General features: G+C 52.4%; 25 protein-coding genes. 22 read left to right on the top strand and 3 right to left on the bottom strand.

The window, feature by feature from the left end; translation table 11 throughout:
• The 3 genes from H6F94_RS06160 to H6F94_RS06170 form a co-directional block, all read left to right on the top strand.
• A partial coding sequence (locus H6F94_RS06160) for a tetratricopeptide repeat protein (RefSeq protein ID WP_190801350.1) occupies positions 1-493 on the top strand: 493 nt, incomplete at its 5' end.
• Positions 494-749: 256 nt separating this feature from the next.
• Complete coding sequence (locus H6F94_RS06165; protein WP_190801351.1) at positions 750-980, top strand: DUF2283 domain-containing protein; 231 nt, start codon at positions 750-752, stop codon at positions 978-980.
• 450 nt (positions 981-1,430) lie between these two features.
• Positions 1,431-1,805: a hypothetical protein gene (locus H6F94_RS06170; protein WP_190801352.1), complete on the top strand. Its 375-nt coding sequence runs from the start codon at positions 1,431-1,433 to the stop codon at positions 1,803-1,805.
• 48 nt (positions 1,806-1,853) lie between these two features.
• Here the strand turns inward: H6F94_RS06170 and H6F94_RS06175 are convergent, their stop codons facing one another.
• Entirely contained in the window at positions 1,854-3,119 is a 1,266-nt protein-coding gene (locus H6F94_RS06175; RefSeq protein ID WP_190801353.1) for a cytosine deaminase, read from the bottom strand.
• A 468-nt stretch (positions 3,120-3,587) separates the two neighbouring features.
• Here H6F94_RS06175 and H6F94_RS06180 point away from each other — a divergent pair, with 468 nt between their 5' ends.
• From H6F94_RS06180 to H6F94_RS06255, 16 genes are all read left to right on the top strand, one after another.
• The gene (locus H6F94_RS06180; protein WP_190801354.1) at positions 3,588-3,896 is read left to right on the top strand and encodes a carbon dioxide-concentrating mechanism protein CcmK; all 309 of its coding nucleotides are present in this window, start codon (positions 3,588-3,590) and stop codon (positions 3,894-3,896) included.
• Between the two features lie 69 nt (positions 3,897-3,965).
• Positions 3,966-4,313 carry a carbon dioxide-concentrating mechanism protein CcmK gene (locus tag H6F94_RS06185; protein WP_190801355.1) on the top strand — a complete coding sequence of 116 codons (348 nt, stop codon included), beginning with the start codon at positions 3,966-3,968 and terminating at the stop codon, positions 4,311-4,313.
• Between the two features lie 16 nt (positions 4,314-4,329).
• Entirely contained in the window at positions 4,330-4,632 is a 303-nt protein-coding gene (ccmL, locus tag H6F94_RS06190; protein ID WP_190801356.1) for a beta-carboxysome shell vertex protein CcmL, read from the top strand.
• A 99-nt stretch (positions 4,633-4,731) separates the two neighbouring features.
• On the top strand, positions 4,732-6,459 hold the full coding sequence (gene ccmM / locus H6F94_RS06195) for a beta-carboxysome scaffolding protein CcmM (protein ID WP_190801357.1): 1,728 nt from the start codon (positions 4,732-4,734) through the stop codon (positions 6,457-6,459).
• Between the two features lie 112 nt (positions 6,460-6,571).
• Positions 6,572-7,297 (top strand): beta-carboxysome scaffolding protein CcmN, encoded by a 726-nt coding sequence (ccmN, locus tag H6F94_RS06200; RefSeq protein ID WP_190801358.1) that lies wholly within the window; start codon positions 6,572-6,574, stop codon positions 7,295-7,297.
• A gap of 30 nt (positions 7,298-7,327) precedes the next feature.
• A complete protein-coding gene (gene ccmO / locus H6F94_RS06205; protein ID WP_190801359.1) occupies positions 7,328-8,047 on the top strand; it encodes a beta-carboxysome assembly protein CcmO in 720 nt (239 codons plus the stop codon).
• A gap of 356 nt (positions 8,048-8,403) precedes the next feature.
• Positions 8,404-10,230 carry an NAD(P)H-quinone oxidoreductase subunit F gene (locus H6F94_RS06210; protein ID WP_190801360.1) on the top strand — a complete coding sequence of 609 codons (1,827 nt, stop codon included), beginning with the start codon at positions 8,404-8,406 and terminating at the stop codon, positions 10,228-10,230.
• Between the two features lie 17 nt (positions 10,231-10,247).
• On the top strand, positions 10,248-11,744 hold the full coding sequence (locus H6F94_RS06215; protein WP_190801361.1) for an NADH-quinone oxidoreductase subunit M: 1,497 nt from the start codon (positions 10,248-10,250) through the stop codon (positions 11,742-11,744).
• 22 nt (positions 11,745-11,766) lie between these two features.
• Positions 11,767-12,921: a CO2 hydration protein CupB gene (gene cupB / locus H6F94_RS06220; protein WP_190801362.1), complete on the top strand. Its 1,155-nt coding sequence runs from the start codon at positions 11,767-11,769 to the stop codon at positions 12,919-12,921.
• 162 nt (positions 12,922-13,083) lie between these two features.
• Complete coding sequence (locus H6F94_RS06225; RefSeq protein WP_313949231.1) at positions 13,084-14,067, top strand: sodium-dependent bicarbonate transport family permease; 984 nt, start codon at positions 13,084-13,086, stop codon at positions 14,065-14,067.
• 4 nt (positions 14,068-14,071) lie between these two features.
• The gene (locus H6F94_RS06230; RefSeq protein ID WP_190801363.1) at positions 14,072-14,386 is read left to right on the top strand and encodes a P-II family nitrogen regulator; all 315 of its coding nucleotides are present in this window, start codon (positions 14,072-14,074) and stop codon (positions 14,384-14,386) included.
• A gap of 16 nt (positions 14,387-14,402) precedes the next feature.
• Positions 14,403-15,119, top strand: a complete 717-nt coding sequence (locus H6F94_RS06235; protein ID WP_190801364.1) for a carbonic anhydrase — start codon at positions 14,403-14,405, stop codon at positions 15,117-15,119.
• Positions 15,120-15,453: 334 nt separating this feature from the next.
• A complete protein-coding gene (locus tag H6F94_RS06240; RefSeq protein WP_190801365.1) occupies positions 15,454-17,277 on the top strand; it encodes an NAD(P)H-quinone oxidoreductase subunit F in 1,824 nt (607 codons plus the stop codon).
• Positions 17,278-17,290: 13 nt separating this feature from the next.
• Positions 17,291-18,889, top strand: a complete 1,599-nt coding sequence (locus H6F94_RS06245; protein WP_190801366.1) for an NADH-quinone oxidoreductase subunit M — start codon at positions 17,291-17,293, stop codon at positions 18,887-18,889.
• A 65-nt stretch (positions 18,890-18,954) separates the two neighbouring features.
• Positions 18,955-20,253 (top strand): CO2 hydration protein CupA, encoded by a 1,299-nt coding sequence (gene cupA, locus H6F94_RS06250; protein WP_190801367.1) that lies wholly within the window; start codon positions 18,955-18,957, stop codon positions 20,251-20,253.
• A 68-nt stretch (positions 20,254-20,321) separates the two neighbouring features.
• On the top strand, positions 20,322-21,053 hold the full coding sequence (locus tag H6F94_RS06255) for a carbonic anhydrase (protein ID WP_190801368.1): 732 nt from the start codon (positions 20,322-20,324) through the stop codon (positions 21,051-21,053).
• Positions 21,054-21,260: 207 nt separating this feature from the next.
• On the opposite strand, the gene cupS is transcribed toward H6F94_RS06255, so the two are convergent.
• Positions 21,261-21,662, bottom strand: a complete 402-nt coding sequence (gene cupS / locus H6F94_RS06260; protein WP_190801369.1) for a CO2 hydration-associated protein CupS — start codon at positions 21,660-21,662, stop codon at positions 21,261-21,263.
• A gap of 196 nt (positions 21,663-21,858) precedes the next feature.
• Between cupS and H6F94_RS06265 the strand changes: the two genes are divergently transcribed.
• The 3 genes from H6F94_RS06265 to H6F94_RS06275 all read left to right on the top strand — a co-directional run bounded on the left by H6F94_RS06265 (position 21,859) and on the right by H6F94_RS06275 (position 25,599).
• Complete coding sequence (locus H6F94_RS06265) at positions 21,859-23,076, top strand: tetratricopeptide repeat protein (protein ID WP_190801370.1); 1,218 nt, start codon at positions 21,859-21,861, stop codon at positions 23,074-23,076.
• A gap of 158 nt (positions 23,077-23,234) precedes the next feature.
• Positions 23,235-24,290 carry a zinc-dependent dehydrogenase gene (locus H6F94_RS06270; protein WP_242041032.1) on the top strand — a complete coding sequence of 352 codons (1,056 nt, stop codon included), beginning with the start codon at positions 23,235-23,237 and terminating at the stop codon, positions 24,288-24,290.
• 133 nt (positions 24,291-24,423) lie between these two features.
• The gene (locus tag H6F94_RS06275; RefSeq protein WP_190801371.1) at positions 24,424-25,599 is read left to right on the top strand and encodes a sensor histidine kinase; all 1,176 of its coding nucleotides are present in this window, start codon (positions 24,424-24,426) and stop codon (positions 25,597-25,599) included.
• A 59-nt stretch (positions 25,600-25,658) separates the two neighbouring features.
• Here H6F94_RS06275 and H6F94_RS06280 read toward each other — a convergent pair whose 3' ends face one another.
• Positions 25,659-26,591 (bottom strand): response regulator, encoded by a 933-nt coding sequence (locus H6F94_RS06280; RefSeq protein ID WP_190801372.1) that lies wholly within the window; start codon positions 26,589-26,591, stop codon positions 25,659-25,661.
• Between the last annotated feature and the right edge of the window lie 125 nt (positions 26,592-26,716).

Here is a 26,716-nt window from a genome sequence, read left to right on the forward strand (position 1 = left end):
GCAGGCGTTGGAGCTGAGACAACGCTTGCTTGGGCAGGACCATCCCGATGTTGCCACTAGCCTCAATAATCTGGCTTTACTTTACGATTCACAGGGCCGCTACAGTGAGGCTGAGCCTTTGTATCTGCAGGCCTTGGAGCTCAGACAACGCTTGCTCGGGCAGGACCATCCCGATGTTGCCACTAGCCTCAATAATCTGGCTGTACTTTACGTCTCACAGGGCCGCTACTCCGAGGCAGAGCCTTTGTTAGTGCAGGCCTTGGAGCTGTATCAACGCTTGCTAGGGCAGGAACATCCCAATGTTGCCACTAGCCTCAATAATCTAGGCGCTTTTTATGTCGAGCGAAAGCGTTTCAATGATGCTGGACCCTTGTTGGTCAAAGCTCTAGAAATGCGTGAGCGGCTTCTGGGAGCAGAACACCCTGACACAGTTAGAACTCGTCAATGGCTTGAGAGACTTCAGGCTGAGATGGATTCAGAGGAGCACTCATGAGTGAAAACGACACGCTATTTTGAAGAGCAAGTATTGCCGAGACGTCCCTATGTTCGCCGAGACGTCCCTATGTTCAGCGAGAATGGTGTGAACGAGCACTGCAAGAACCTTACCGCCGAGCAATTCAAGCAGATGGTCGGATCAGGCATTGGATCTACATTGCCGAGTTGGGAAAGTATTTGCGAGTCGTCACACTAGAAGACGGAGAAACCGTTCACAACGCTTTCGCTGACCGTAGCTTTAAGGAGAACCAGCCATGAAATTTCATTACTACCCCGAAACAGATTCTCTTTACATCAGCCTGAGCGAAAAACTCAGTACCGAATCCCAGGAAGTATCTTCAGGTGTTGTCTTAGATTTCGACAGCGACGGTCGCTTAGTCGGCATTGACATTGATCGGGCTAGCCAAACGGTTGATCTCTCCCGTTTGGAAGCAGAAGCATTGCCCCTTCTGTCCGTTTCTCTAGCCAACACCTCCTCACCATAAGCACCAACACTGAAAGTCCTCATCAAAGTGACCTACCACTCAGAAGTGGATATCCTGCATATTGTTATTGACGTTGGTCTAGAGATCCTGAATGCCTCCAAGTTAGCCACGACAACATCTGCTCACTGTCAGACCCTTCAGATCTGCAACCTCAACTAAAAACTTCCAGAGCCTACTTGCAAACCTGGCTCGACTAATGTAATTTCAATTTCAGTTCAGTTGATGAACGCTACCTAGGAACTGTTGTCTCCAGCCCTAGATAGCTGACCCCCAAACTTGCTTAAGGTTTGGAGGCTGAGGAGAGTGTATCACTTGTGATTCACCCACTAAGGCAGGCGCAGGTACGCTGAACCATTCGCTCTGTGGCTGGTCTTCATCTGAATCGCTAGGGGTAATTCATTAGACGAATTGCCCCTCTCCTTCCCATACAAGTTTTTGGAGCCATTCGCCATGCGTCTAACGCAGGTTTTGCAGCCGCAACTTTGCCTAACCCTCAACAAAATCGCCCAGTATTTAGGCATCCCCGAATCAACAATTTGCCGCGTCGAACATTGGCCCCATCAACTCTTTGTGCATCGCAGCGACCGAGGCGGACAATTCGTCAGCTACCGTGCCTTCGCCGAATGGATCGAAGCCTGCGCCAAAAGCATCCAAGCTTGCGCCAACCTACACGTCCTCGACTGGCTAGGACAAATCATCAAACACGAATGCCAGCGCTTCCGCTACCCAGAACCCATCATCAACTACTGGCGACAACTCTGGCTCCAACGACAACGAGAACTGCGCACCCCTCCCTCAACACCGATGCAGAGAGAGGGGAGCTAGATTGACTGCCTGCGTCGTCCCTCTTTTCTTACAAAATGAACCAGCAGGCTAAGTCCTAACCGGCACCGACGTCTGAGCAGCCCATTGCGTCTTAGCTGGCTCAGTCTGCACCAACAACCGTCCCCGCGAGAACACATGCGTTGCCACCGGCTGACGGCGAATCGCATCGAACGGCTCAGTCGCATCCAGAACCACTAGATTTGCAGGCTTACCCACAGCAATGCCGTAGCTGTCGCCCAGATTCAACGTCCTGGCTCCATTGGTCGTCACCATATCGAAGCAAGCATCGATTTCACTGCGCCCCGTCATCTGGCAGACATGCACCGCCATATGCGCGCAATTGATCATGTTGCCCGTGCCCAGCGAGTACCAGGGGTCCATCACGCAATCGTGCCCGAGGCTAACATTCAGCCCCGCCGCATTCAGCTCCTTCACCCGCGTCACCCCACGACGCTTGGGATAAGTATCCGTGCGACCCTGAAGCGTAATGTTAATCAGCGGGTTGGCAATAAAGTTGATGCCGCTCTTTTGCAAAAAGCCCATCAGCTTGAACGCATAAGCATTGTTATAGGAATGGAAAGCCGTAGTATGGCTAGCCGTGACCCGCGACCCCATCCCCGTGCGAATCGCGCAAGCCGAAACCACCTCCAAAAAACGCGACTGCTCATCATCAATCTCATCGCAGTGGATATCGATCAGCCGGTCATACTGCTGCGCCAACTCAAAAATGCGATGCACCGAGCGCACCCCATCCTCACGCGTCAACTCATAGTGAGGAATGCCACCCACCACATCCGCGCCCAGTTTCAGCGACTCTTCCATCAGAGCTTCATTCTGCGGCGCACCATAAAGCCCATCCTGCGGAAACGCCACAACCTGAAGCGTGATCCAGTCTTTAACTTCCTCGCGCAACTCTAACAGTGCTTGCAGTGCAATCAGCTTCGGCTCACTAACATCCGCATGGGAGCGCACAAACAGAACCCCCTGCGCCGCCTGCTGCTTCAGCACTTCTCGGGCCCTGTCTTTCACATCCTTGAGACTGAGAGTCTGCTTATACTCGCCCCAAATCTGAATGCCTTCAAACAAAACCCCACTCTGGTTCCAGCGAGGCTGACCCGCCGTAAAGGCAGAATCCAGGTGAATATGCGATTCTACAAAAGGCGCAGTGACCAATTTGCCCTGCACATCGAACTCTTGAGTCGCAGAACCTTCAATCGCCGGTTCGATACAGACAATTTGCCCCTGACTCAGCGCAATATCTAACAGAGCAGACGTATCTTTCAGCGCGCAACGCCGCAATAAGACATCGTACACAGACAGCTATCTCCAACTGGGGTGCCGGTTCCTTAAGTCTCACAGATAGTTCTACAGATCTGTGCTGCTGCAGACTTTACCGAGCAAAACCCCTTGTCTGAATGACCAATATATGCACTCAGATGTGGATTTAGAACCCGCATCTGAGCACATTGATTCAGTGCTTTACATTTTCTTAATTTTTGTAAGCGGCAGCCACGAGGGGGCGTTGAGAAGCAATATATTACTTTTGTTAATGGTCTCGATTAAAAGGCATCATGCCAAGTAATGTTGTCAAGGCGTCCGCATTGCCCTATTGTTTAGTTTAGAGACCCCGGCTCTTTCGACTTTAATCGTAGAGTTGGAAAGGATTAAAGTAGGGGATTGGTAAGCTTTTTTGCCAAGTTTTTCTCAATAAAGCTACAGGCTCTATTGTGTCACTAGTGTGACGTTTTATTGTGACGCTTTCAAGCCGTTTGGAGGTTCAGGATGGCAGTTGCTGTTGGAATGATTGAAACGAAAGGTTTCCCCTGTGTGGTGGAAGCTGCAGACGCAATGGTCAAAGCAGCTCGTGTCACATTGGTCGGATACGAAAAAATTGGTAGCGGACGAGTCACTGTGATCGTGCGCGGCGATGTCTCTGAAGTACAGGCATCCGTAGCTGCAGGTGTGGAATCGGTCAAACGTGTGTTTGGCGGCGAAGTTCTCTCAACCCACATCATTGCTCGTCCTCACGAAAACCTCGAGTTTGTTCTGCCCATTCGCTACAACGAAGAAGTTGAACAATTCCGAATGTAGGAGGGTTTATACTCTTCTCGCAGTTTACTTCCAGAAATCAGTTAACGCGTTTATTTAGGAGCAAAAAAAATGGCAATTGCAGTTGGTATGGTCGAAACTCTCGGTTTCCCCTGTGTGGTAGAAGCCGCAGACGCGATGGTTAAGGCAGCTCGTGTAACCCTAGTGGGCTACGAGAAGATTGGCAGCGGTCGCGTAACTGTAATCGTGCGGGGTGACGTGTCCGAAGTGCAAGCTTCCGTTGCCGCTGGTATTGAGTCTGTGAAGCGCGTGAACGGTGGTCAAATGCTATCGCACCACATCATCGCTCGTCCCCACGAGAACCTCGAGTACGTGCTGCCCATCCGCTACACCGACGACGTTGCTCAGTTCCGTGAAGGCAGTGGCCCCATGACCCGCGCCAGCTATACCAGACCATAGGACTCCCTAGGACCTAATGCAAATTGCTAGGGTTTGTGGCACGGTTGTCAGTACCCAGAAAGAACCCAGCCTTAGAGGAGTCAAACTACTTCTGCTGCAATTCATTGATGAAGAAGGGCAACCTTTGCCAGGGTATGAAGTTGCAGCAGATAACGTTGGAGCAGGCTTTGATGAATGGGTATTGGTCACTCGTGGCAGCGCTGCTCGTCAGACTTCTGAGGGGACACCACGTCCCCTAGATGCTGCCGTAGTCGGCATTATTGACACGGTAAATATTGAGAATCGCCTTCTCTACAGCAAGCGGGACGAGTATCGCTAGCTCTGAGCTGAGTTGGCTCAGATATAAGCACCTAATCCGCCTTTTTTGCTCCAACTTTGACTGTTTGCATTACGTTTTCAGCGACGAGGAAGTTTGTTTATGGTAGGCCGTGCCACTGCTGCCACTGCTGCCCCCCCGACCCCCTGGTCGAAGACTTTGGCAGAGCCCCAAATTGATAGCAGTGCTTATATTCACCCGTTCTCAAACATCATTGGCGATGTGCATATCGGCCCAGATGTTTTAGTCGCACCGGGGACTTCAATTCGAGCCGATGAAGGCAGCCCTTTCTACATTGGTGAGGGCACAAACTTACAAGATGGCTGCGTGATTCATGGCCTAGAGCAAGGCCGAGTCGTCGGGGACGATCAGAAGCAGTATTCCGTTTGGGTTGGCCAAGATGCTTCGATTGCCCACATGGCTCTGATTCATGGTCCAGCCTATGTAGGTGACCACTGTTTTATTGGCTTCCGGTCCACTATTTTCAATGCGCGTGTTGGTAAAGGCTGCGTCGTAATGATGCATGCCCTGATCCAGGATGTAGAAATTCCACCTGGAAAATACATTGCCTCTGGCTCAATTATCACTACGCAGCAACAGGCCGATCGGCTGCCCGATGCGCAAGAGGAAGATACACACTTCAGCAAGCACGTCTCGGGTATCAACGATGCTCTGCGCATGGGTTATCGCTGCGCCGAGAACATTGCCTGCATCGCGCCAATTCGTGATGAGATCGAACCTCCTAGCAGCAATACTCCTAGCACTAGCAGCAATAACAGCATGGGCAATTACTCTTCGAACACTGGCTTAGGTGAAGGAATCGTTGAGCAGGTGCGTTCACTGCTCAGTCAGGGCTATCGCATTGGCACCGAACATGCCGACGCTCGCCGTTTTCAAACCAGTTCCTGGCAGAGCTGCACACCTGTTCAGTCCACCCGGGAGTCGGAGGTGCTGTCAGAGTTGCAGGCTTGCCTGAACGAGCACAGCGGTGAGTACGTACGTTTGATTGGCATTGACTCCAAAGCCAAGCGTCGCGTCCTGGAGCAAATCATCCAGAAGCCTAATGGTCCAGTCAGCAAGATTGCAGTCACGAAGGTTGGCAATCAGTCTTCTGGTAATCAGTCTGCGGGTTACTCCTCTAGCAATGGCAGCTCTAGTAGCTCCAGCAATGGCCACCGCGGTGGTCTAAGCGGTGAAGTGGTGGACAAGGTGCGTTCGCTGCTCGGTCAGGGCTATCGCGTTGGCGCTGAGGTGGCTGATGTCCGTCGCTTCCGCAGCAGCTCTTGGACCAGTGTGTCTATTCAAGGCAGCCGAGAGTCCGAAGTGCTATCTGCCCTCGAAGCCTGCTTGGGTGAGCATGCTGGGGAGTACGTGCGGATAATCGGCATCGACCCCAAAGCCAAGCGTCGCGTGCTTGAGCAAATCATTCAGCACCCTGGTTCTCCAGCGACCCAAGCTTCGAGTTCCCCTAGCTCAAGCCAAGGGACACCCAGCCCAGCCAGCAGTTCCTACTCGTCCAGCAGCTCCTACTCGTCCAGCAGTTCCTACTCCGCCCCCGCCCGCACCAGCTTGAGCGGTGAAGTGGTGGACAAGGTGCGTTCGCTGCTCGGTCAGGGCTATCGCGTTGGCGCTGAGGTGGCTGATGTCCGTCGCTTCCGCAGCAGCTCTTGGACCAGTGTGTCTATTCAAGGCAGCCGGGAGTCCGAAGTGCTATCTGCCCTCGAAGCCTGCTTGAGTGAGCATGCTGGGGAGTACGTGCGGATAATCGGCATCGACCCCAAAGCCAAGCGTCGTGTCCTCGAGCAAATCATCCAACAACCGACGAAGTGACCTGATTGAAGTGTTCTGTCGTCCGTTGGTTAGACGTGGCTGTTGGCGTCTTCAGGGCTGAGCACAGCCAGAGCACCCCGTTAGGATCCTCTCCTCAGCCCCCAAGTTCCCGATGTCCATGCCTTTGCGCCCCCTGCAACTTCCCAGTGATCCGCGTTCCTACATCAGTGGGGATGTCACGGTAGATCCAAGTGTCGGGATTGCTCCGGGTGTCATGATTCAAGCGGCTCCCAATAGCCGGATTGTGATCGCAGCAGGGGTTTGCATTGGTATGGGCTCGGTTTTGCATGCCCGTGAGGGCACGTTGGTCATTGAAGCGGGTGCGACCTTAGGGGCGGGGGTTTTGGTCGTTGGACAGAGCAAAATCGGCGCCAACGCCTGTATCGGCTCGGCCACTACGATCATCAACAGCTCAGTCGCAGCAGGCGAGGTGGTCCCACCGGGTTCGCTAATTGGCGATACCAGCCGTCAGCTCAAAGTGATAGCGCCTGTGGCCAATGGAGTTGTGGCCGCTGAGGTCATAGCTGATAAAGGGGCGTCTGCATCTCAGCCTTCGGAATCTCAGCCTTTAGAGCAATTAGAGCAAAAAGATTCCGAGCCAGAAGATGCTGATAGTTCTGACAGCTCTGACAACTCTGACAGTTCTTTGAATGGCACCGGACCGGCACCGACCCCAGCGCCCAAGCCTAATTCAGACCCTGAGAAAACTCCATCAGCACCTGAGGGCGCTCCTGCCCGCAAGGTCTATGGAGAAGACCACGTCAATCGAATCCTGGGCAAAATTTTTACCCATCGGCAGATCACCAGCCATACAACCAAGGACAATGAGTCATCCTAAGAGTGGAAGCTCGGTGGTACATGGGTCCATATGGAAAGCGCACTAGGGTTAGTTGAGACACGCAGTTTCCCAGCAATTGTGGGAACTGCTGACATGATGCTGAAGTCAGCAGGGGTCACGCTGGTTGGCTTTGAGAAGATTCGGAGCGGTTACTGCACCGCAATTGTAAGGGGCGGTATTGCTGACGTTCGCTTGGCAGTCCAAGCAGGAGCCGAGACTGCTGAGCAGTTCGGTCAGTTGGTTTCTACCTTGGTTATTCCCCGACCAATGCCCAACTTAGAAGTGGTTCTGCCCATCAATAGTCGCCTTTCCCAACTGGCTCAGACCCAGGGCTACTCACGGTTGAGCAATCATGCCATCGGTCTGCTGGAGACACGCGGCTTTCCAGCGATGGTAGGCGCTTCTGATGCCATGCTCAAGGCAGCAGATGTCGAGTTGATTGCCTACGAAACGATCGGCGATGCCCTATGCACGGCGATTATCCGAGGAACCGTGGCTAATGTGGCCGTGGCGGTGGAAGCAGGCATGTATGAAGCAGAACGCATCGGCGATTTGCATGCGGTGATGGTTATTCCCCGCCCTCTGGACGATCTCGATCAGGCTCTACCCGTAGCAGCTGCATGGCTGCAACAACAACCGCAACCTCTGACGATTCCCATGCCCGTCTTGCAACTCGAGCAAGAGAAAGAGCTGGTGCGGCTACCCGAACTGGACCAAAAGTTACTCGATCCCGAAGGCCCAAGGCGTTAATTGGTATCGCTTAAGGAACTGACTTAGGGATATCAGTAAGTTGGCGGTTAATGGCTATAGCACAGAGCCGCTTTAGCCCAAGCTTCTCGTGTTTTAACAAACTAATACTGCTTAGGTTGTCAATTCCGATAATCTAAATTTCACCGCACTAAATTGTATGGCTTAGATTGCACGATTAGAGCACTCTAATGCACACTTTAGTGCCCTTTGCATTTTCCGGTGGATAGTTCCCATTTCAACCGTTTGGCGTTAATCTTAACAATAATAAAATTTTTGCTGTGGCCCTTCATTCTGCTTAACGGGGTCAGGGTCCTTGACAGCACCGAGTCAGCCTAGAGACGGCGAAGGTCAGGCGAATGAATGATTTTTTTCTAGCAACTAGCGTGTGGGTTCCCTGTTATGGGCTCATAGGCGCTTTGTTGACTTTGCCGTGGGCAACTGGGGTAATCCGGCGAACCGGCCCGAGACCAGCAGCTTATTTCAATCTCTTGATGACCGTTTTGTCGCTGGTCCATAGCTCGATTCTGTTAAATGCAAGCTGGAACAAGCCGCCACGATCGATCACGATTCCTTGGCTGCAAGCTGCGGACTTAAATCTGTCTTTTTCGCTAGAGATTTCGCAAGTTAGTACTGGGGCAACAGTAGTAGTCACGGGCTTAACCCTACTGGCTTTAATCTACGCCCTAGGTTCCATGGAGATGGATTGGGCGATGGCGCGTTTTTACGCGCTAATGGGATTTTTCGAATGCGCGATGAGTGGTTTGGCCCTCAGCGACTCGCTGTTTTTGAGCTACGCCCTTCTAGAAATGCTCACCCTCTCGACTTACTTACTGGTGGGATTCTGGTATGCCCAACCGTTAGTAGTCACAGCGGCTCGTGATGCCTTCTGGACTAAGCGAGTTGGCGATTTAATTTTGTTGATGGGTGTAGTGGCGCTTTCTACCCTGGCTGGCAGCTTAAACTTCTCTAGCTTGGCGGACTGGGCACAAACTGCAAACTTGTCTCCCTCGGTTGCAGCACTGCTCGGTTTAGCACTGATCGCAGGTCCGACAGGTAAATGTGCCCAATTCCCGCTGCACTTATGGCTGGACGAAGCGATGGAGGGGCCGAACCCAGCTTCAGTGTTGCGCAACTCGGTTGTTGTTGCTTGCGGTGCCTATCTGCTGATCAATCTCCAGCCCGTCTTGGCCCTTTCCCCCATAACTTCCATTGCTCTGTGTGTTCTGGGTGCCATGACAGCAGTTGGGGCTTCGCTAGTCGCTCTGGCCCAGATCGACCTCAAACGCGCCCTTTCCCACTCGACTAGCGCTTACATGGGGCTGGTGTTTCTGGCGGTAGGTTTGAATCAGCCGGAGATTGCCCTGCTGTTTTTGTTTACCCACGCCATCGCTAAAGCGCTTCTGTTCATGAGCACAGGCGCCGTCATCATGACGACGTTCACGCAGGATTTGACCGAGATGGGCGGCTTAGGCGCTCGTATGCCTGTCACTACCACTGCTTATGTCGTTGGTGCAGCGGGTCTAGTAGCGCTCGTACCACTAGGCAGCTTCTGGTCGATGCTGCGCTGGGCAGATAGCGTTGGATCGGTTTCGCTATGGCTGGTGGCGGTGCTGCTACTGGTGAATGGCCTCACGGCCTTCAATTTGACTCGTGTGTTTGGTTTAGTATTCGCGGGGCCACCCAAGCCAAAAACCCGCCGTGCCCCAGAGGTGGCCTGGCCAGTCGCGCTGCCCTTGGTAACGCTAACTGTGATTACGTTGCTGGTGCCCGTGATGCTGGCTCAGTGGCAACAGTTGCCACTGAGCACACTCAACTGGCCCGTGCTTGGGCTATTGGTGGCCTCAAGTGGCTTGGGTTGTGTAGTGGGCGCTGCGCTCTATCTCAACCCCGCAGTACCAAAGCCAGTCGCCGCCTGGGCCCCCTTACAAAACTTGTTAGCCTACGACTTCTATATCGAACGTCTCTACCGTTTGAGTGTGGTCTTGTGGGTTAACCAAGGCTCTCGGTTAACATCCTGGATTGACCACTATCTGGTTGATGGGCTCGTTAATTTAGTGGGCCTGGTCTCAATTTTCAGCGGCGAAAGTTTGAAGTACACCTCGTCTGGTCGGTCCCAGCTCTACCTGCTGGTGGTGTTTCTAGGCGTCGTTATGCTAGGGGCCCTAGTGGGCTGGTCGTTTTAGTGGAGCGAGATTGAGCAATGCTAAGCCCCTTAATTTGGTCATCACTGCTAGGTGCCCTGCTGGTTGGCTTCCTACCAAGTTCGGTGAGCGCGAGCCGCTTACGACTGATCACTCTAGCCATTGCCAGTGGCACGTTTCTCTGGACGCTCTGGCTGATCACCCAATTCGACCCCGGTAGTGCGGGCTTTCAGTTTGAGGAAGACCTGCCCTGGTTAGCCGCTTTGGGTCTGAGTTATCAGTTGGGTATCGACGGTCTGTCACTGCCGCTCGTGGCGCTGAACGGTCTGCTTGTTTGCATTGCTGTTTACAGCGGCGGTGAGGTACAAAGGCCTCGGTTTTATTACGCCCTGATTTTATTGCTCAGTGCTGGGGTGATCGGTGCCTTTCTGGCCCAAAACCTGCTGCTATTTTTTCTGTTTTACGAGCTAGAGCTGATTCCCCTGTATTTGCTGATTGCGATTTGGGGTGGCCCAAGACGGGGTTATGCAGCCACCAAGTTCTTGATTTACACGGCCGTCTCTGGTGTGTTGATCTTGGCAGCCTTCTTCGGGCTGGTTTGGCTCAGCGATTCCTCCACCTTCGACTATGGGCCGCTACGCAACCAGGTGTTGCCGCTAGGCAGTCAGATTGCCCTCTTGCTCACTCTGTTGGTTGGTTTCGGCATCAAGACTCCGTTGGTTCCCCTGCATACCTGGTTACCGGATGCTCACGTTGAAGCCTCCACCCCAGTTTCTGTACTCCTGGCAGGGGTGCTCTTGAAGCTGGGAACTTATGGCTTGCTGCGCTTTGGCCTGGGGCTCTTTCCCGAGGCTTGGCAAGTGTTGGCGCCAGGGCTGGCAACCTGGGCTGTGGTCAGTGTCCTCTATGGTTGCTTTGCAGCAATTGTCCAGACGGACATGAAAAAGATGGTGGCTTACAGCTCCGTAGGCCACATGGGTTACATTTTGCTGGCCAGCGCGGCGGCAACACCGCTCAGCATTCTAGGCGCCACCTTTCAGATGGTGAGCCACGGCTTAATTTCGGCGCTGCTGTTTCTGTTGGTAGGCATTGTCTACCAAAAAGCAGGCACCCGGGATCTGAATCTACTCAACGGTTTGCTCAATCCGGAGCGGGGCTTACCAATCATCGGCAGTTTGATGGTAGTCGGCGTAATGGCTAGCGCAGGCATCCCTGGCATGGTCGGATTCATTTCTGAATTTCTGGTGTTCCGGGGCAGCTTTGTGGTGTTCCCCGTGCAAACCCTGCTGTGCATGATTGGGACTGGCCTGACTGCGGTTTACTTCTTGATTTTGCTGAACCGAGCTTTCTTCGGTCGCCTGTCCGAACGAGTGGAAAGCCTGCCCCGCATTACCTGGTTTGAGCGGGCTCCAGCCTTGGTTTTGGCGGTTCTAATTGTTGTCTTAGGAATACAGCCCAATTGGGTGGTGCGGTGGAGTGAACCCACAACAACTGCCTTGCTGAGCCCAGGTCCTGTGATCACTCAATTACCTGCTGTTGAGATCCCCAAACTCTAAGACCCAATCTAAGCCTGCTACCATGACCAGCATTATTCAGAAGCCTTCCACTCATCCCCTGGTCGATATTATTGAGCGTGTAGAATCGGGCGGAGCACTCCTACCCGATTCTGAAACTAACGTCATTGAAGTCGTCGGTGTGCTCAAGAGCTATGGCGTTGTGCTTGATGCTTATTGGCGTAATTTGATCTACGTCGCGCAGGAGCAATTTCTCAATCCTTTTCCCTTCTTCAAATACTTCAATGGTGAGCTCTCTCCGCAAAAATTACTGAAGCATTGGTGGCACGATCGCATCAATTACGAGCTTTCTGAGTATGTGATGAAATCCATGCTCTGGCATGGGGGTGGGGGTCTAGATACTTATCTGGATTCGCCAGAGTTTAGCGAGCGAGCTCAGAAGGCAATTGAAGCCAAAATCAAAGCGAATTTACCGCTTCGAGGTTTAAGCCGTCTGTTTCCTGCTTTTCTCCTAGAGCAGGTTCGGCAGATGGCTTATTACAGTGTCTTGGGGCAGTTCTGGGAGGTGATGAGCCCTCTATTCCTTGATCTCTCAGACCGCTACGACCGGGGTGAAATTCACACCATTCCTCAAGTCGTTGAGCACGTTTTGGCAGGTCTGGTTGCCGCAGCCAACAACCCCATTACCTATGCTGTAGAAATCGGCAACCAGAGCTACGAAATCATTCCTAAATCAGCAGGCTTAACTTTCCTAACAGATGCTGCTGTGCCCTATGTAGAAGCGGTGTTCTTTAAATCATTTCCCTTTAGAGGCACCGTTTCTTACAATGCTCAAGCTCATCAAATCCCACAAGAGCAAAAGCAATTCAGTTACGGTGTTTTATACGCTGATCCGTTGCCCATTGGCTCAGCAGGCATTCCACCCACTCTACTGATGCAGGATTTGCGGCATTACTTGCCCAACTACTTGCACGCCTTGTATTGTCAAAGCCCACGCGGTGAGGACGATCTGCGTGTGCAGATTTGCGTGAGCTTTCAGAAGTCAATGTTTTGTGTGACTACGGCTGCTATTCTAGGCCTAGCTCCCTATCCGATCACAACCTCTGACCCCACGCAGCAGCAGGCCAACCGGACCTATCTTGAAGGCTGGATGGATCGGTTATTAGACTCGCGCTTACCCGGCTTTCAGGTTTGCGATTTGCGCGCTTGCGAGCTGTAGCAAGTTTGAATTGAGTGTAAACACTCATGGTAGCATCTTAGACAAGCTGCTTCTGGCTCTCTTTCAGGAGGGCAGAAGCAGCTGTTTTTGGTTTCGTACAAACTTGATCATTAGGCTCTTGATACATTTCTGTTTCAAAAATAGTGTGGAGGGAAGGCGGGCATGGATGCAGGTCTGGATTTCAGCTTAATCGCATCTAATATTCTGAATCCCCCGATTCTCTTTTTCTTTCTAGGAATGCTGGCTGTTCTTTTAAAGTCAGATCTGGAAATTCCTCAACCTTTACCTAAACTCTTCTCGCTCTATCTCTTGTTTGCAATTGGCTTTAAGGGGGGCGTCGAGTTAGTTAAAAGTGGTATCAGCCAGGAAGTATCGCTGACACTGGTCGCAGCAATTATCATGGCTTGTGTGGTGCCTATCTACACGTTCTTTATTCTGAAGCTCAGGCTCGATATCTATAATGCTGCGGCCATCGCTGCTACCTATGGCTCGATTAGCGCCGTCACCTTCATCACTGCTGGTGCCTTCCTCGACAAACTGGGCATCGAGTTTGACGGCTACATGGTGGCGGCCTTAGCCCTGATGGAGTCTCCTGCAATCATTGTTGGGCTGATTCTGGTGAAGTTAGCAACTAGCGACCAGGATGATCGCGAGTTCTCCTGGCCTGAGGTTTTGCAGGAAGCTTTTTTGAATGGTTCTGTGTTTCTGCTGGTCGGCAGTTTAGTGATCGGCATGCTCACTGGCGAGAACGGCTGGCGCACAATCTCTCCTTTTAGCCAGGAGATGTTTTACGGCGTCCTCACGTTTTTTCTGCTAGATATGGGTTTAGTAGCAGCGAAACGGATCAAAGACTTGCAGAAGACCGGTCCCTTTTTGATCGCGTTCGCCCTACTGATTCCGATTGTTAACGCAGGTATTGGGCTGGGCATCGCCAAGCTGATTAACATGCCACCTGGAGACGCGCTTTTGTTCGCGGTTCTTTGCGCCAGCGCTTCTTACATTGCTGTTCCAGCCGCAATGCGAATGACTGTTCCAGAGGCGAACCCAAGCCTATATGTTTCAACCGCTTTGGCCGTAACCTTCCCCTTCAACATCATCATCGGTATCCCTCTATATCTGTACGGCATTAATATGTTCTGGAGATGACAGTATGCATGCAGCCAAAAGAATAGAGATTATTGCCAATTCTGCTGAATTAGGCAAGATTTTAGATGGTTTAGAAAAAGCTAGTGTTTCGGGTTATCTAGTAATTCGCAATGTTGCAGGCAAAGGCTTGAGTGGTGATGCTCCTAGCGCTTTTGAAGCAACGATGTTAGACAACGCCTATGTGATCGCATTTTGTGCGCCGGAATCAGCAAAACCCGCACTGGAAGCTGTCAGACCTATTCTCAATAAGTTTGGGGGTAGCTGTTTTATTTCTGACGCAATGGAAGTTGGTTCGATGCGTTGCGTTGCGTCACTTTAAGGAGGCTAGTTAATCAATGGTCTGGAGTCGTCCCTCGATCAGTCGTCGAGAGTTCTTAAAACTGGCAGAGATAGGAGGCGTGGGTCTGGTAGCGGCGGCAGTTGGACTTGGCCCTAGCCAACCCAGCCAAGCAGCTGACCTCAAGCCCAATCCCACTTCTCCGGCATCCGAGACAGCCCTCAAGCGTCTGCTTGAGGGCAACCAGCGTTTCGTTCGACATCGGCTCAGACATCCAGACCAGTCCCTAGCTCGTTTGCGAGAAGTAGCCCAATCTCAGCACCCGTTTGCGACCATTCTGAGCTGTGCCGACTCGCGGGTCGCCGCGGAAATTGTCTTTGACCAGGGCTTAGGCGATCTGTTCGACGTTCGGGTCGCTGGTAATATTGTCACGCCTGAAGTTGTTGGCAGCCTAGAGTATGCCGCAGCCCTACTCGAGACCCCCCTGCTCATGGTTTTGGGTCATGAGCGGTGTGGTGCTGTGACCGCAGCTGTTCAAGGTGAACGCCTGCCAGGCCAAGTAGGCAGCTTTGTGAAAGCGATCAAGCCAGCCTTGGCTCAGGTCAAAGGCAAAGCTGGGGACCCGGTTGACAACGCTGTGGTCGCCAACATCCAGTATCAAATCAAACGGCTACAGCAAACCTCACCCCTGCTGAAGCAACTGAGTAAGGATGGCAAGCTGGCTATTGTGGGCGCCCGTTACGACCTTGATACCGGCGCAGTGGCTCTCGTTTAGCACAGCTCCTCGCTACGGCAAAACCATGTTTTAGCCAAGACCTAATCCAAGCCCCTACTGCCTGAAGCAGGTTTTGGTACCCCAACTCCGAACAGCTCAACCCCAATAAACAAGGCTCATCGGGTCGATGAGCCTTATTAATATCTCAAGTATTCAAATTTTCGTATTTTTGAGTATATGATTACTTCAGGATTTGGAAGACCTGCGCAGTCGAGATTGGCTCGGTCATAAGTTCTTGGCCCCCTGGTCATTTGCGAGGGCGCACAGCGCTTCTGTACCTATTTAAAGGTTCGAGTCCGAAAGTTCAAGTCTGAAGTTTCAAGGGCAGTTCTCAATGGCTCAGTTCTTTCTCCAGACTGTCTGGTTGATTCCCAGCTACGCACTCATCGGCGCCGTGCTGGCTCTACCCTGGTCCCCGGCGGTGATTCGCCGCACAGGACCCCGGCCATCCGGCTATGTCAATTTGTTCATGACCAGTCTGGCCTTACTTCACGGCTTGTTGGCTCTATCTGCGCTGTGGGGTCAACCGCCACACACCCTCTCGTTTTCCTGGTTAGAAGTTGCCGGTTTACATCTGACTTTCGATCTGAAAATCTCAGCGCTCACGGTTGGCGCCACGGTTCTCATCGCTGGGCTGAATCTACTCGCTCAGTTATTTGCAGTTGGCTACCTAGAGATGGACTGGGGCTGGGCACGCTTCTACTCACTTATGGCCCTATTTGAGGCCGGCATGTGTGCCCTGGTGCTCTGCGATTCACTGTTCTTCAGCTACATCTTCCTAGAGATTCTGACTCTGGGGACCTATTTGCTGGTTGGCTACTGGTTCTCGCAACCCCTGGTGGTCACAGGCGCGCGGGACGCCTTTCTAACCAAGCGGGTTGGCGACCTCGTGCTGCTGATGGGCGTTCTGGCGCTGCTGCCTCTGGCTGGAACCTGGAATTTTTCAGAGCTTGCAGTGTGGGCGCAAACCGCCAATCTAGAACCTAGAACCGCTACGCTACTGGGTCTAGCGCTGATTGCAGGACCGATGGGCAAGTGCGCTCAGTTTCCCCTACAGCTTTGGCTTGACGAAGCCATGGAAGGCCCAGTTCCTTCCTCTATCTTGCGTAACTCGGTTGTGGTTGCCACAGGCGCTTGGGTCTTGGTGAAGTTGGAGCCTGTTTTGGCTCTATCGCCGGTGGTCATGGCAACTTTGGTATTCATTGGTGCCTTGACTGCAGTTGGCGCTGCCCTGATTGCCATCGCTCAGGTCGATGTGAAGCGGGCACTGTCTTACTCGGTGAGTTCCTTCATGGGTCTGGTGTTCGTTGCAGTGGGCACGGGGCAAACAGAGGTTGCTCTCCTGTTGGTCTTTACCCACGCCATTGCCCAAGCACTCTTGTTCATGAGCATTGGTGCTGTGGTCTGGAACAGCATCACTCAGGATCTACGGCAATATGGCGGTCTTTGGTCCCGTCGCCCGATCTCAGGCATCGGCTTCGTGGTTGGTGCTGCAACTCTAGTGGGTTTACTGCCGCTGGGTAGCTTCTGGCCCATGGTCGAGTTGCTCAACCATTTCTGGACTACTGAACCCTGGTTAGCGGCTTTGGTGCTGCTGGTCAATGGTCTTACCGCTTTTAGCTTGACTCGCGTCTTTGGTCTGATTTTCGGTGGCCCGACCAAAGTAATGAGTTCACGCTCACCAGAAGTGGCTTGGCCCATGATGCTGCCTTTGACACTGATGACCGGTTTTGCGCTGCACGTACCCCTGGTTCTGGCACAGTGGCAACTGCTACCAGCATGGTCAACGCTCGACTGGTCTTTGACAACAGCTCTCGCGGTGACAGGCGCACTTGGTTGTGGCTTGGCCGGCGTACTTTATCTGCCGGGACGGCCTGAGTCGATTCAATTTGGTTCCAAGTCGTTCCAAGAGTTCTTTGCTTACGACTTTTACATTCAGCGCATTTACCGTGTGAGCGTAGTTGGCCTGGTCGATGTCCTGTCCCGGTTTGTGTCTTGGGTCGACCACTACCTGGTGGATGGCGTGGTCAATTTCACGGGCCTAGCGACCATTTTCAGCGGTCAAGTTCTGCGCTACAGCGTTTCTGGGCTCTCCCAGGTTTACATCCTGGCAATTCTGCTGGGCATGTTGTTGGTCGGTCTTCTGGTGATGCAGTAAGCGGAGAGTATCAATGCTGAGTACGTTGGTCTGGCTACCGATCCTCGGGGCCGCAGTGGTGGGCTTAATTCCTAATTCGACGCAAGTCAGCACTAAAGCAGCTCGATGGCTGGCACTAGCGATTGCTACAGGTCTAGTCATTTGGACCCTGCTCCTGATGAGCCGTTTCGACCCCAGCAGTAGTGGCCTACAGTTTCAAGAAGCGTTGCCCTGGCTGGAGTCTCTGGGCTTGACCTATTCGCTGGGGGTGGATGGTCTCTCACTGCCCTTGCTGGCATTGAGCAGCTTGCTGACCTGGATCGTAATTTACCGAGGTGACGCGAACCTGGAGCGTCCTCGGCTGTTCTACGCCATGACCTTTCTGGCCAACGCTGGTATTGCTGGGGCCTTTATGGCTCAGAACTTGCTGCTGTTCTTCTTGTTCTACGAGCTAGAACTTATTCCGCTCTATTTGCTGATCGCGATTTGGGGTGGGGCTAAGCGCGAATATGCTGCGACTAAGTTTCTGCTCTACACCGCAGTGTCTGGCGTCCTGATTTTGGTGGCCTCTCTGGGACTGACCTGGTTGACCGGCGCCTCAACCTTTGACTATGCAGCTGTGCAAGGCCACACTCTCTCACTGGACAAGCAGTTGATCTTGCTGGTGCTCTTCGTGGTGGGCTTTGGCATCAAGATTCCGCTGGTTCCCTTCCACACCTGGTTACCAGATGCCTACGTTGAAGCCTCGACGCCAGTCGCCATTTTGCTGGGCGGTATCCTTGCCAAGCTAGGCACCTACGGTCTGCTGCGTTTCGGCATGGGCTTGCTGCCCGATGCCTGGGGTACCTTGGCACCATCACTGGCCGTGTGGGGCACGGTGAGTGTTCTGTATGGCGCATTGACAGCAATTGCCCAGAAAGACATCAAGCGCATGGTGGCCTACAGCTCAGTTGGACATATGGGCTATGTGTTGCTGGCGAGCGCGGCACTTACCCCTTTAAGTCTGGTGGGTGCTGTTAGCCAAATGGTCAGCCACGGTCTGATCCTGGCGCTCTTGTTCCATCTGGTTGGGGTGATCGAAACTAAGGTTGGCACCCGAGAGCTGGATGTGCTCAACGGCTTGATGAGCCCAATTCGTGGCTTACCCCTGACCGCAGCCCTATTGGTGCTAGGCGGCATGGCCAGTGCGGGCATTCCTGGCTTGGTGGGTTTTATTTCGGAGTTCCTGGTGTTCCAGGGTAGCTATAGCGTGTTTCCAGGGCTAACGCTACTGTGCATTGTCGGTTCTGGTCTAACAGCGGTCTATTTCGTGATCATGCTGAACCGCACTTGTTTCGGCAGGTTGGACAACGCTCACGCTTACTACCCTCAAGTTCAGTTCTCTGAGAATTTACCCTCGTTGATTCTGGTTGCTCTGATCATCTTTTTGGGGATTCAACCCACTTGGCTGGTGCGCTGGAGTGAACCGATTGCTGCTGCCTTGGTTGCCAACGTACCGGTTATCAGCTCTGAACAAGTTGCTCGCAATCTAGACTTCAGTCCGCAAGCAATTTCAGCAGCGTTGACTCCCGATCTGAGAGGATCTGAATCCCACTTTTCTAAGCTGAGTTCTGACTCTCAGCAAGCTCTTTGATCACCGCTCATTACTGCATCCGTATCGAAACAATCACCATCGCAAAGCATTATTGAGGAACTGCCATGACCGCAACTGTCATTCAAGCTAGTCCGACTAAATTGCCACCCTCAAAGCATGAGTTTGCTGAAGTCATTCACCGCCTAGAAGCAGGCGGTGCCATGTTGCCCGACACGCCCGAGAACCTCATGCAGATCATTGGCTTGTACAAAGCCTATGCGGTGCCAATGGATTTCTACTGGCGCGACCTGCTCTACATTGCTGAGCATGTGTTTTTGGAGCCCTTGCCCTTCTTCAAATACTTCTTGCCCAAGGAATATCTGGAGCGCCATAATCACTACGCGGGCGATGATGCTGATTTGCGCGTTTGGCGTGGGCCAGCCACCGCTCACCCAGAACTTCTGGCTTTCATGGAGAAGGGCGAAACCTTCAAAATGCCTAGGTTTCTCCATCACCTCTGGCATGACCGGATCAACATGGAGTTTGCTGAAGAATGTATGCGTTCGATGCTCTGGCACCGAGGCATGGGCGGGCAATTTGATCCCTATTTAGACAGCGAAGAGTACAAGGCTAATGCTGACCGGGCAATCCGGGCCTATTTTAAGTACAACCCAGTGATGTTGGGGCTGTACAAGCTGTTTCCAGATATGTTCTTGGAACAGGTGCGGCAGTTATCGTATTACAGCAATTTGGGCCTGTTCTGGGAAGTCATGGCCCCAGTCTTCTTCGAGATGTCCGATCGTTACGATGAAGGCACAATTACGACTGTGCCCGAGGCGATGGACTTCTTAGTGAACGGGATCTTCGCCATCGCTGGTCGGCCTATTTATCATCACGTTTATATTCGCGGCGAGTGCTACGAGATCATCCCGAAATCGAAGGGATTCACCTGGCTATACGAAGCGGCTCTACCCTACGTTGAAGCAGTTTTCTATCGCACTTCCCCCTTTCGGGGCACCAAATCTTACAATGCCCAGGCAGGACAGGTACCTGACGAGCAGAAAGATTTCCACTACGGTATTCTCTACGCTGACGTGTTTCCAGTTGGCACCGCAGGGATTCCGCCAACATTGCTGATGCAGGATATGCTGCATTTTCTACCGCCCTATCTGGTGGACTATTACAAGCAGCATTGCCGGGGCGAAGACGACATGCTGATCCAATTGGGCGTTAGTTTTCAGCGCTCAATGTACTGTGTTACCTCAGCTGTGATTCAAGCCTTGCGCACAGCTTTGCTCTATCCCCTAGATGATCCCAATCCCAAACATTTGATGGCGAATCGAGCCTTCTTTGAAGCTCAAATGGACCGTTTTAAAAGGCCTGAGGCACGCCTGCGCGACATTCAAAGCCAGGACTATCGATAGACAAGACGATTGACCTTAACCAGAATGTGGGAGAGTTGACCTTAACCAGAAATGTGGGAGAGGTGATTATGAGTCGAGTGAATGGCTTTATTGGCCGCCGAGAGCTTTTGAAAGCGGTTGGTTTGGGTGGAGCTGGATTTGCCGTTGCTACTGGGGGTCTGTTGTGGACTGCACAACAGGCTCTTGAGCCCGAACCCGCCAATGCCCAGCAGAGACCACGGCCTGTGGATCCTGACGCATCCTTGAAAAGGATGATGGATGGCAATCAACGGTTCGTTCAGCAAAAGCGCGCCAGCCCCAATCAATCTCAACTCCGTTTGCAGGAGACTGCACAAGCCCAATATCCATTCGCTGCGATGCTGAGTTGCGCGGATTCGCGGGTTCCCTCTGAGATTGTTTTCGACCAGGGAGTTGGTGACCTATTTGTCGTTCGGGTTGCCGGTAATGTTGTCACGCCTGAAACTATCGGCAGCCTTGAATTCTCCTCAGCTGTTTTGGGTTCTCAGCTAATCATGGTTCTCGGTCATGAACGCTGTGGAGCTGTAGCAGCAGCGGTCAAAGGCGACCCACTGCCAGGTCGCATTGGTTCGTTCGTTGAAACGATCAAACCTGCTGTTGAACGAGTCAGAGGTCGTCCGGGCGATGCCGTAGAGAATGCAGTCATTGCCAATGTTCAATATCAAGTTTCCCTGTTGAAGGAAAACTCTGTAATTCTGGCTCAGTTAATTCGAGATGGCAAACTAAAAATTGTGGGCGGTCGTTACGATTTGGATACTGGAGAGGTGCGCATCATAGCTTGAGGCAAGCCGCAAAGGCGCAAGCTTGTAGAAGAGCCAATTCTCCAAAGAGGTTTCCCTGTGGCTCCTGGTAGGGTAGAAGTTATCTACCCTACTCTTTTTGCTAAGTTTTTTGCTTGCTGAGTCTTTCTGAAAGGCGTACACATTCTGACGACTTATGGCATTGCCAGAATGTGTAATTTGGATCTAGCTGTTCGCTCCAGAACAGCGTTATCCCATGAGAATCACTGTATCTAAAACATGAATAATGCCGTTATCTGCTTCGATATCGGCAGCAACAACCGTGGCATTTTTGACTTCGAACCCATCTGTCGTGTCGATTCGAATCGGTGAACCTTCAACCGAAGTGACAGAATCAACCTTAGCAAGGTCAGCCTGACTGAGCTTGCCCGACACCACGTGATATTTCAGAATTCGGGTGAGCTGAGGAATATTTTGTAGCAGAGTTTGAATAGTGCCCGGTGGTAACTTGGCAAATGCCTCATCATTGGGGGCAAAAACAGTAAAGGGACCAGGGCTTTTTAGGGTGTCTACCAAACCAGCAGCTTGTACTGCTGCCACCAACGTTTGAAAAGAGCCAGCCCCAACTGCAATATCTACAATGTCAGCCATGTGTTCAGCTCGCTTCGGATCAAATGATGAAACAGGATCTAGGATCATCGTAGATCTTGTTTTTCTATTTGTTAAGTTTGGCTTAATTCGCCACGGTCATAGTTCTTTTTCTAGGTAAGGGAATGCTGGAACGACCAGGTAGAGCCTGCCGAATTTGATAGGATCCCTCTCAACCCTTGTGCAATAGCCTGCTCCTATGGCTGACCCATCTCCCCTTCTCAGCTTCTGCGCCATTGTCAAAAACGAAGTGCAGCAGTTAGCCGGGTGCCTGGAGAGTGTGCGCGGCGTTGCTGATGAATTGATTGTGTTGGACACAGGCTCCACTGATGGCACGCCAGAGCTTGCAGCCCAGCTAGGTGCCCAGGTGTTTCACTTTCCCTGGTGTGATGACTTTGCAATTGCCCGTAATCAATCCTTGAGCTATGCCAAAGGTCAGTGGGTTCTGGTTCTAGATGCCGATGAAACTCTGTTGCCAGAATTTGTGCCAACCCTGCGGACTCTGCTGGCTCAAACAGACTACTTAGCCTTTAATTTAGTCCGGCAGGAAGTGGGAGCTAGTCAATCCCCCTACTCGCTGGTCTCGCGCTTGTTTCGCAACCGTCCCGACGTGTGCTTCTCGCGGCCTTACCACGCCATGATTGATGACTCGGTGGCAGAGGTTCTGGCGCGTCAGCCTCAACTCAAAGTAGCAACCGTGCCTCAAGTCGCCATTGCCCACACTGGTTACAGCCGCGCGAATCTTCAAGCCCGCGACAAGCTGAACTTTGCGGCTCGCTTGATGGAGTCCTATCGAGCCAAACACCCCCAGGATCCCTATGTCTGCAGCAAGCTCGGGGCTTTGTATGTCGAGGCGGGCGACCTGGAGCGGGGCATAGACCTGCTCGATCGTGCCCTGGCTGGGCAACCAGACAACCCCCAGATCCAGTTTGAACTGCATTACCACCGGGCGATTGCCGCCAGCCAGCAAGGCGATTGGGCTGGGGCGGCCCATCACTACCAACAAGCGCTAGCCCTGCCAGTTCTAGAGCCGCTCAAGTTAGGAGCCTATCTGAACCTGAGCAGTCTGCTACACAAGCAGGGAAATTTCCAAGGGGCGATTGGGCTTTGTGAAAAAGCTCTGGCTGTTGACCCGCAATTTGCCAATGCCTACTACAACCTGGGCCTAGCGCTCAAAGCCACAGGCAAACTGGTTGAGGCCAGTCGCGCTTACCAACGGGCGATTGAGCTAGAACCGGAACACGCTAACGCCTATCAAAATCTGGGCGTTGTGTTGATGCATCGGGGACAACTGGCTCAAGCAGCTCAGGTTTTTAGCCGTGCGATAGAACTTCACCAAGCCCAAAACCGACCGCAAGCCGCAGAACAATTGCGCCAGGGATTACAGGGTCTAGGGATGCAATTGCCTACGCATTAACCTTAATCGAGTTAATCAAACGAGCTGATTTAGATAATTCCAATTTAGATACTTTCAAATTCGTGCTTGCATGCCAAGCTTGGCTGATTAGGTCTTAGCCAAGAGTTGTGGCAGGATGTGCCTGAGCCAATGCTTGTGCAGGGGAGAACGATCGGCAAATGTCAACCATGAAAGCTCAGGTGTTCAGAGGGGTCAATCAGTTAAGTTACGAGGACGTTCCTGTACCAGAGATCGGTCCTGATGAGGTCTTAGTTCAGGTGCGAGTGGTGGGCTTATGCCAGAGCGACATTAAAAAACTGTGCTACCCGCTCTACGAACCGCCGCGTATCTTTGGCCATGAAACCGCAGGCACGATCGCAGCAGTGGGCCATGAGGTACAAGGTTGGCAGTTGAGTGACCGTGTGGTGGTGCTGCATCACATCCCCTGCATGCATTGCTCCTATTGCTTCAACGAGAATTTCTCGATGTGTGAGGTGTACAAAAATGTCACGACCACTGCCGGCTTCACACCCAGTGGCGGCGGTTTTGCCGAGTATGTGAAGGTGCCCGGTCACATTGTTCGCCACGGTGGCCTCATTCGGATTCCGGATACTGTCAGCTTTGAGCAGGCCAGCTTTGTAGAGCCAACTAATTGCTGTTTGAAAGCGGTCAAAAAAGCAGCCATTGAACCTGGGCAAACCGTGCTGATCACCGGTGCCGGCCCCATCGGCTTGATGTTTATCATGCTGGTGGCCCGCTTTGGGACTCGGGCAATCGTCACAGATTTATTGCCCAATCGTATTGAGAAAGCCCTAGCTGTGGGTGCGACAGCGGCCTTGGATGCTCGGGATCCGGAGTTAGCTAGCAAAGTTAAGGAGTTAACGGGTGGCTTGGGCGTCGACACCAGCTTGTTAGCTGTCCCTAGTGAAAAGGCATTCTTTCAAGCATTGGACTGCACCCGCAAAGGCGGCAAGATTTTGTTCTTTGCAGAATTTCCAGACGAGGTCGAGATCCCTCTGAATCCCAATGTGATCTATCGGCGTGAGATCGACTTGATGGGCAGCTACAGCTCATCCTATAAACTGCAACCCTTAGCTGCCGATCTGGTGTTCAGTCGTCAGATCGATGTAGACGCCCTCATTAGCGATACTTACCCGTTAAAGCAGTTGACGCAAGCAGTTGAAAAAGCACTGCAACCTGGTCCTGATACTTACAAAATTCTGCTGTATCCGTAGGATTAAGCTTTGCAAACTCTAGTGAATAATTCGATGCGGCACCTCGGTTATTTGTAATTACTTTGGGACAATAAAGCCTAGAGCTTGGTTTCCTGCGGGCAATCCTGGCTTTGATTCTGCATGGAGCACTGGAATGCCTTGTTGTGACGCTGTGCCTGCCTTTGCGCGAAGTGCTCTGGCACAATTGAATGCCCTATGGTCAATTGAGGCGTTCTGGATTTCGCAACAAGATAGACAAGTCCATCCAGGCCAACAGGCTTTAGCCGACGCTTTCCCCGAAGCAGTATCCGTCATTAACGGGCTTTTAGAAACCGCTCTGCAACAGCCAGGACAAGCTTGTACAGGAAGGCTGAGCCATTATCAATCTGGTCAGACTCACTACCGCGATTGGGCCGTTCAATTTCAAGCGTATGGGCCTGAGGCAACGGATGCAGCAATGGCTAGTTGTTGCTTGGAGCTTGCAGGGTGGTTAGTGACCGTGCGGGATGTGACCGACTGGGTAGCCGCTCAAACTGCCCTAGAGGAAAAACACACTAAACTGATGGCTGCTAACAAGCAGATTTGGCAGCTCAACCAGCGTTCGCAGTCTTTCTTGGGCGGCATTGGTCACGACCTCAAGAACCCGATTAGTGCCAATTTAATGTTGGCCAAAATGCTCACCCGCAGTAGTCATCAGGCCGATAAGGTCGAGCAGTATGCCTGGATGATTATTGATAACTGCTACCAGCAGGGTTTGCTCGTTGATAACTTGCAGCAGTACGCTCAATTGCAAGCAGGAGCTTATAGCCTTAAGCTTCAGCCCTGCAACTTAGCCCTAAGTTTGCAGCACATTGTCGCCACCTGTAATCCGCTAGCAGCCCAACGCCAGATCCGGATCGAAGTTCAGGCCGCGGCCAATCTGCCGTTAGTTTGGGCCGATGCTGGTGCCTTGGAGCGAGTGCTAGGCAACCTCTTGGGCAACGCCCTAAAGTTTTCGCCAGATGGCAGCACGGTGAGCATTGCCCTCAACACCGGAACCCTACCGGATGATGGCACGGGTATTACCGAATTGCACGCCTGCTGTTGTGTTAGTGATTCTGGACCTGGCATCGAAGCCACTGATCTGCCTCGTATCTTTGACCGCTTTTACCGAGCCCAATCGAACCGAGTCATTCCTGGCAGTGGCATTGGTCTAGCGGTAGTGCGAGAGTTAGTGGAGTTGATGCAGGGAGTCATTGCCGTTAAGAGCAACCCTGGTGACGGTAGCCAGTTTAGTATTTATCTGCGTACTGCGGAAGCAACGACTAACCCTGCCCTGATGCCTCAGTAGATGAGGACAACTCAGTGGCAGGGTTCATGCATGCAAGTAATATGCAATTTGTATGAGGGTTAGCGAGGGAACCAGTGGATCTCGGCTCCCTGAGCAATGTGTTGAGCCTGCAGAACTTGGCGCAAGCGGTGGGCTAAGCGGTCACCGTTGAGAGGCGCCACGACATAATCGACAACGCCTAAGGTGCGCTCGACCCAGGGAAGCCCCCCTCCGGCCTCAGCACTCAGCGCGACGACTGGCGCATTCTGAATTTGGGGATGGCGGTGCAGTTCTTGCGCCCAAGTCTTGCCTTCCTTCTCAGACACCTCAGCGTGAATGAGCACCAGATCCACGGTGCGTGGCCAGGATTGGCAAGTGACCTCTTCTGGCTTGGAAACAAAGGTGACATCAAAACCGTTGAGCGATAGCACTTCTTCTAAGCTCATGCGGTCTGTGGGAGGGGTACCAACAGCAACGACTTGGGTTAAATCGAAGGTTAAATCAAAGCTATCTTCTGACTCCAGAAACTCTGACCCCAGATCTGACTCTGAAAAAGTGGGTTGTAGCCCAGCAAGCTGAGCCTGTGCCACAGGGGTAGAGGAAGCAGTGGCGGGGTGTTTGTACCGCTTGCGGAAGGTGATGCCCTCAACCTGGATGCTGCTATCACCCTGCTCAGCTAGCAACGGACCGTTGTCGCAGAGTGTGCAATTAGGAACTGTATAAGCCAAGCCATCGGGTATGGGAATCGGCAAATCGCAGCGAGAACACTCGCCTACCGTGCAATCATTGCCCAGAAAATCGCCGAAGGAATAGTTGTCACTTTCCATGTGCAGATCGTGAAAGTCACGACGCTGCTTGAGCTCCCACCAGAAATGAGAAAAATAGCTGTGATAGCCCCGATATTGGTACACAGGGCCTGTGAAAGGCAGCGGCCCATCCATCAGACTGATGACCGTCTTGCCTCGGCTCACGTAGTAGGCGACATAGCTCATCAAGCGGTCACAATCAGCCATCTTAGGCCCTCCCTTGCTAACAGCAAGGTTTATTAACTCTAGCCATTGTAGAAGGCCGCTTGAGCAAAAAGGGTTAGCATTGACCCAACTTAATATCTTTCTACAAGGCTTCTTACAAGCACCAA

Origin of the sequence: Leptolyngbya sp. FACHB-261 (assembly GCF_014696065.1) — a bacterium.
Classification (GTDB): Bacteria; Cyanobacteriota; Cyanobacteriia; order FACHB-261; family FACHB-261; genus FACHB-261.

Excerpts from the sequence above, each read along its gene's own strand:
- H6F94_RS06210 (WP_190801360.1), top strand. The coding sequence starts at position 8,404 with ATGAATGATTTTTTTCTAGCAACTAGCGTGTGGGTTCCCTGTTATGGG.
- cupA (WP_190801367.1), top strand. The coding sequence starts at position 18,955 with ATGACCGCAACTGTCATTCAAGCTAGTCCGACTAAATTGCCACCCTCA.
- H6F94_RS06240 (WP_190801365.1), top strand. The coding sequence starts at position 15,454 with ATGGCTCAGTTCTTTCTCCAGACTGTCTGGTTGATTCCCAGCTACGCA.
- H6F94_RS06170 (WP_190801352.1), top strand. The coding sequence starts at position 1,431 with ATGCGTCTAACGCAGGTTTTGCAGCCGCAACTTTGCCTAACCCTCAAC.
- H6F94_RS06280 (WP_190801372.1), bottom strand. The coding sequence starts at position 26,591 with ATGGCTGATTGTGACCGCTTGATGAGCTATGTCGCCTACTACGTGAGC.
- H6F94_RS06265 (WP_190801370.1), top strand. The coding sequence starts at position 21,859 with ATGGCTGACCCATCTCCCCTTCTCAGCTTCTGCGCCATTGTCAAAAAC.
- H6F94_RS06235 (WP_190801364.1), top strand. The coding sequence starts at position 14,403 with ATGGTCTGGAGTCGTCCCTCGATCAGTCGTCGAGAGTTCTTAAAACTG.
- H6F94_RS06185 (WP_190801355.1), top strand. The coding sequence starts at position 3,966 with ATGGCAATTGCAGTTGGTATGGTCGAAACTCTCGGTTTCCCCTGTGTG.
- cupS (WP_190801369.1), bottom strand. The coding sequence starts at position 21,662 with ATGGCTGACATTGTAGATATTGCAGTTGGGGCTGGCTCTTTTCAAACG.
- H6F94_RS06275 (WP_190801371.1), top strand. The coding sequence starts at position 24,424 with ATGCCTTGTTGTGACGCTGTGCCTGCCTTTGCGCGAAGTGCTCTGGCA.
- H6F94_RS06255 (WP_190801368.1), top strand. The coding sequence starts at position 20,322 with ATGAGTCGAGTGAATGGCTTTATTGGCCGCCGAGAGCTTTTGAAAGCG.
- H6F94_RS06165 (WP_190801351.1), top strand. The coding sequence starts at position 750 with ATGAAATTTCATTACTACCCCGAAACAGATTCTCTTTACATCAGCCTG.
- ccmM (WP_190801357.1), top strand. The coding sequence starts at position 4,732 with ATGGTAGGCCGTGCCACTGCTGCCACTGCTGCCCCCCCGACCCCCTGG.
- H6F94_RS06225 (WP_313949231.1), top strand. The coding sequence starts at position 13,084 with ATGGATGCAGGTCTGGATTTCAGCTTAATCGCATCTAATATTCTGAAT.
- H6F94_RS06180 (WP_190801354.1), top strand. The coding sequence starts at position 3,588 with ATGGCAGTTGCTGTTGGAATGATTGAAACGAAAGGTTTCCCCTGTGTG.
- ccmO (WP_190801359.1), top strand. The coding sequence starts at position 7,328 with ATGGAAAGCGCACTAGGGTTAGTTGAGACACGCAGTTTCCCAGCAATT.
- H6F94_RS06245 (WP_190801366.1), top strand. The coding sequence starts at position 17,291 with ATGCTGAGTACGTTGGTCTGGCTACCGATCCTCGGGGCCGCAGTGGTG.
- H6F94_RS06230 (WP_190801363.1), top strand. The coding sequence starts at position 14,072 with ATGCATGCAGCCAAAAGAATAGAGATTATTGCCAATTCTGCTGAATTA.
- H6F94_RS06215 (WP_190801361.1), top strand. The coding sequence starts at position 10,248 with ATGCTAAGCCCCTTAATTTGGTCATCACTGCTAGGTGCCCTGCTGGTT.
- ccmL (WP_190801356.1), top strand. The coding sequence starts at position 4,330 with ATGCAAATTGCTAGGGTTTGTGGCACGGTTGTCAGTACCCAGAAAGAA.
- ccmN (WP_190801358.1), top strand. The coding sequence starts at position 6,572 with ATGTCCATGCCTTTGCGCCCCCTGCAACTTCCCAGTGATCCGCGTTCC.
- H6F94_RS06270 (WP_242041032.1), top strand. The coding sequence starts at position 23,235 with ATGTCAACCATGAAAGCTCAGGTGTTCAGAGGGGTCAATCAGTTAAGT.
- cupB (WP_190801362.1), top strand. The coding sequence starts at position 11,767 with ATGACCAGCATTATTCAGAAGCCTTCCACTCATCCCCTGGTCGATATT.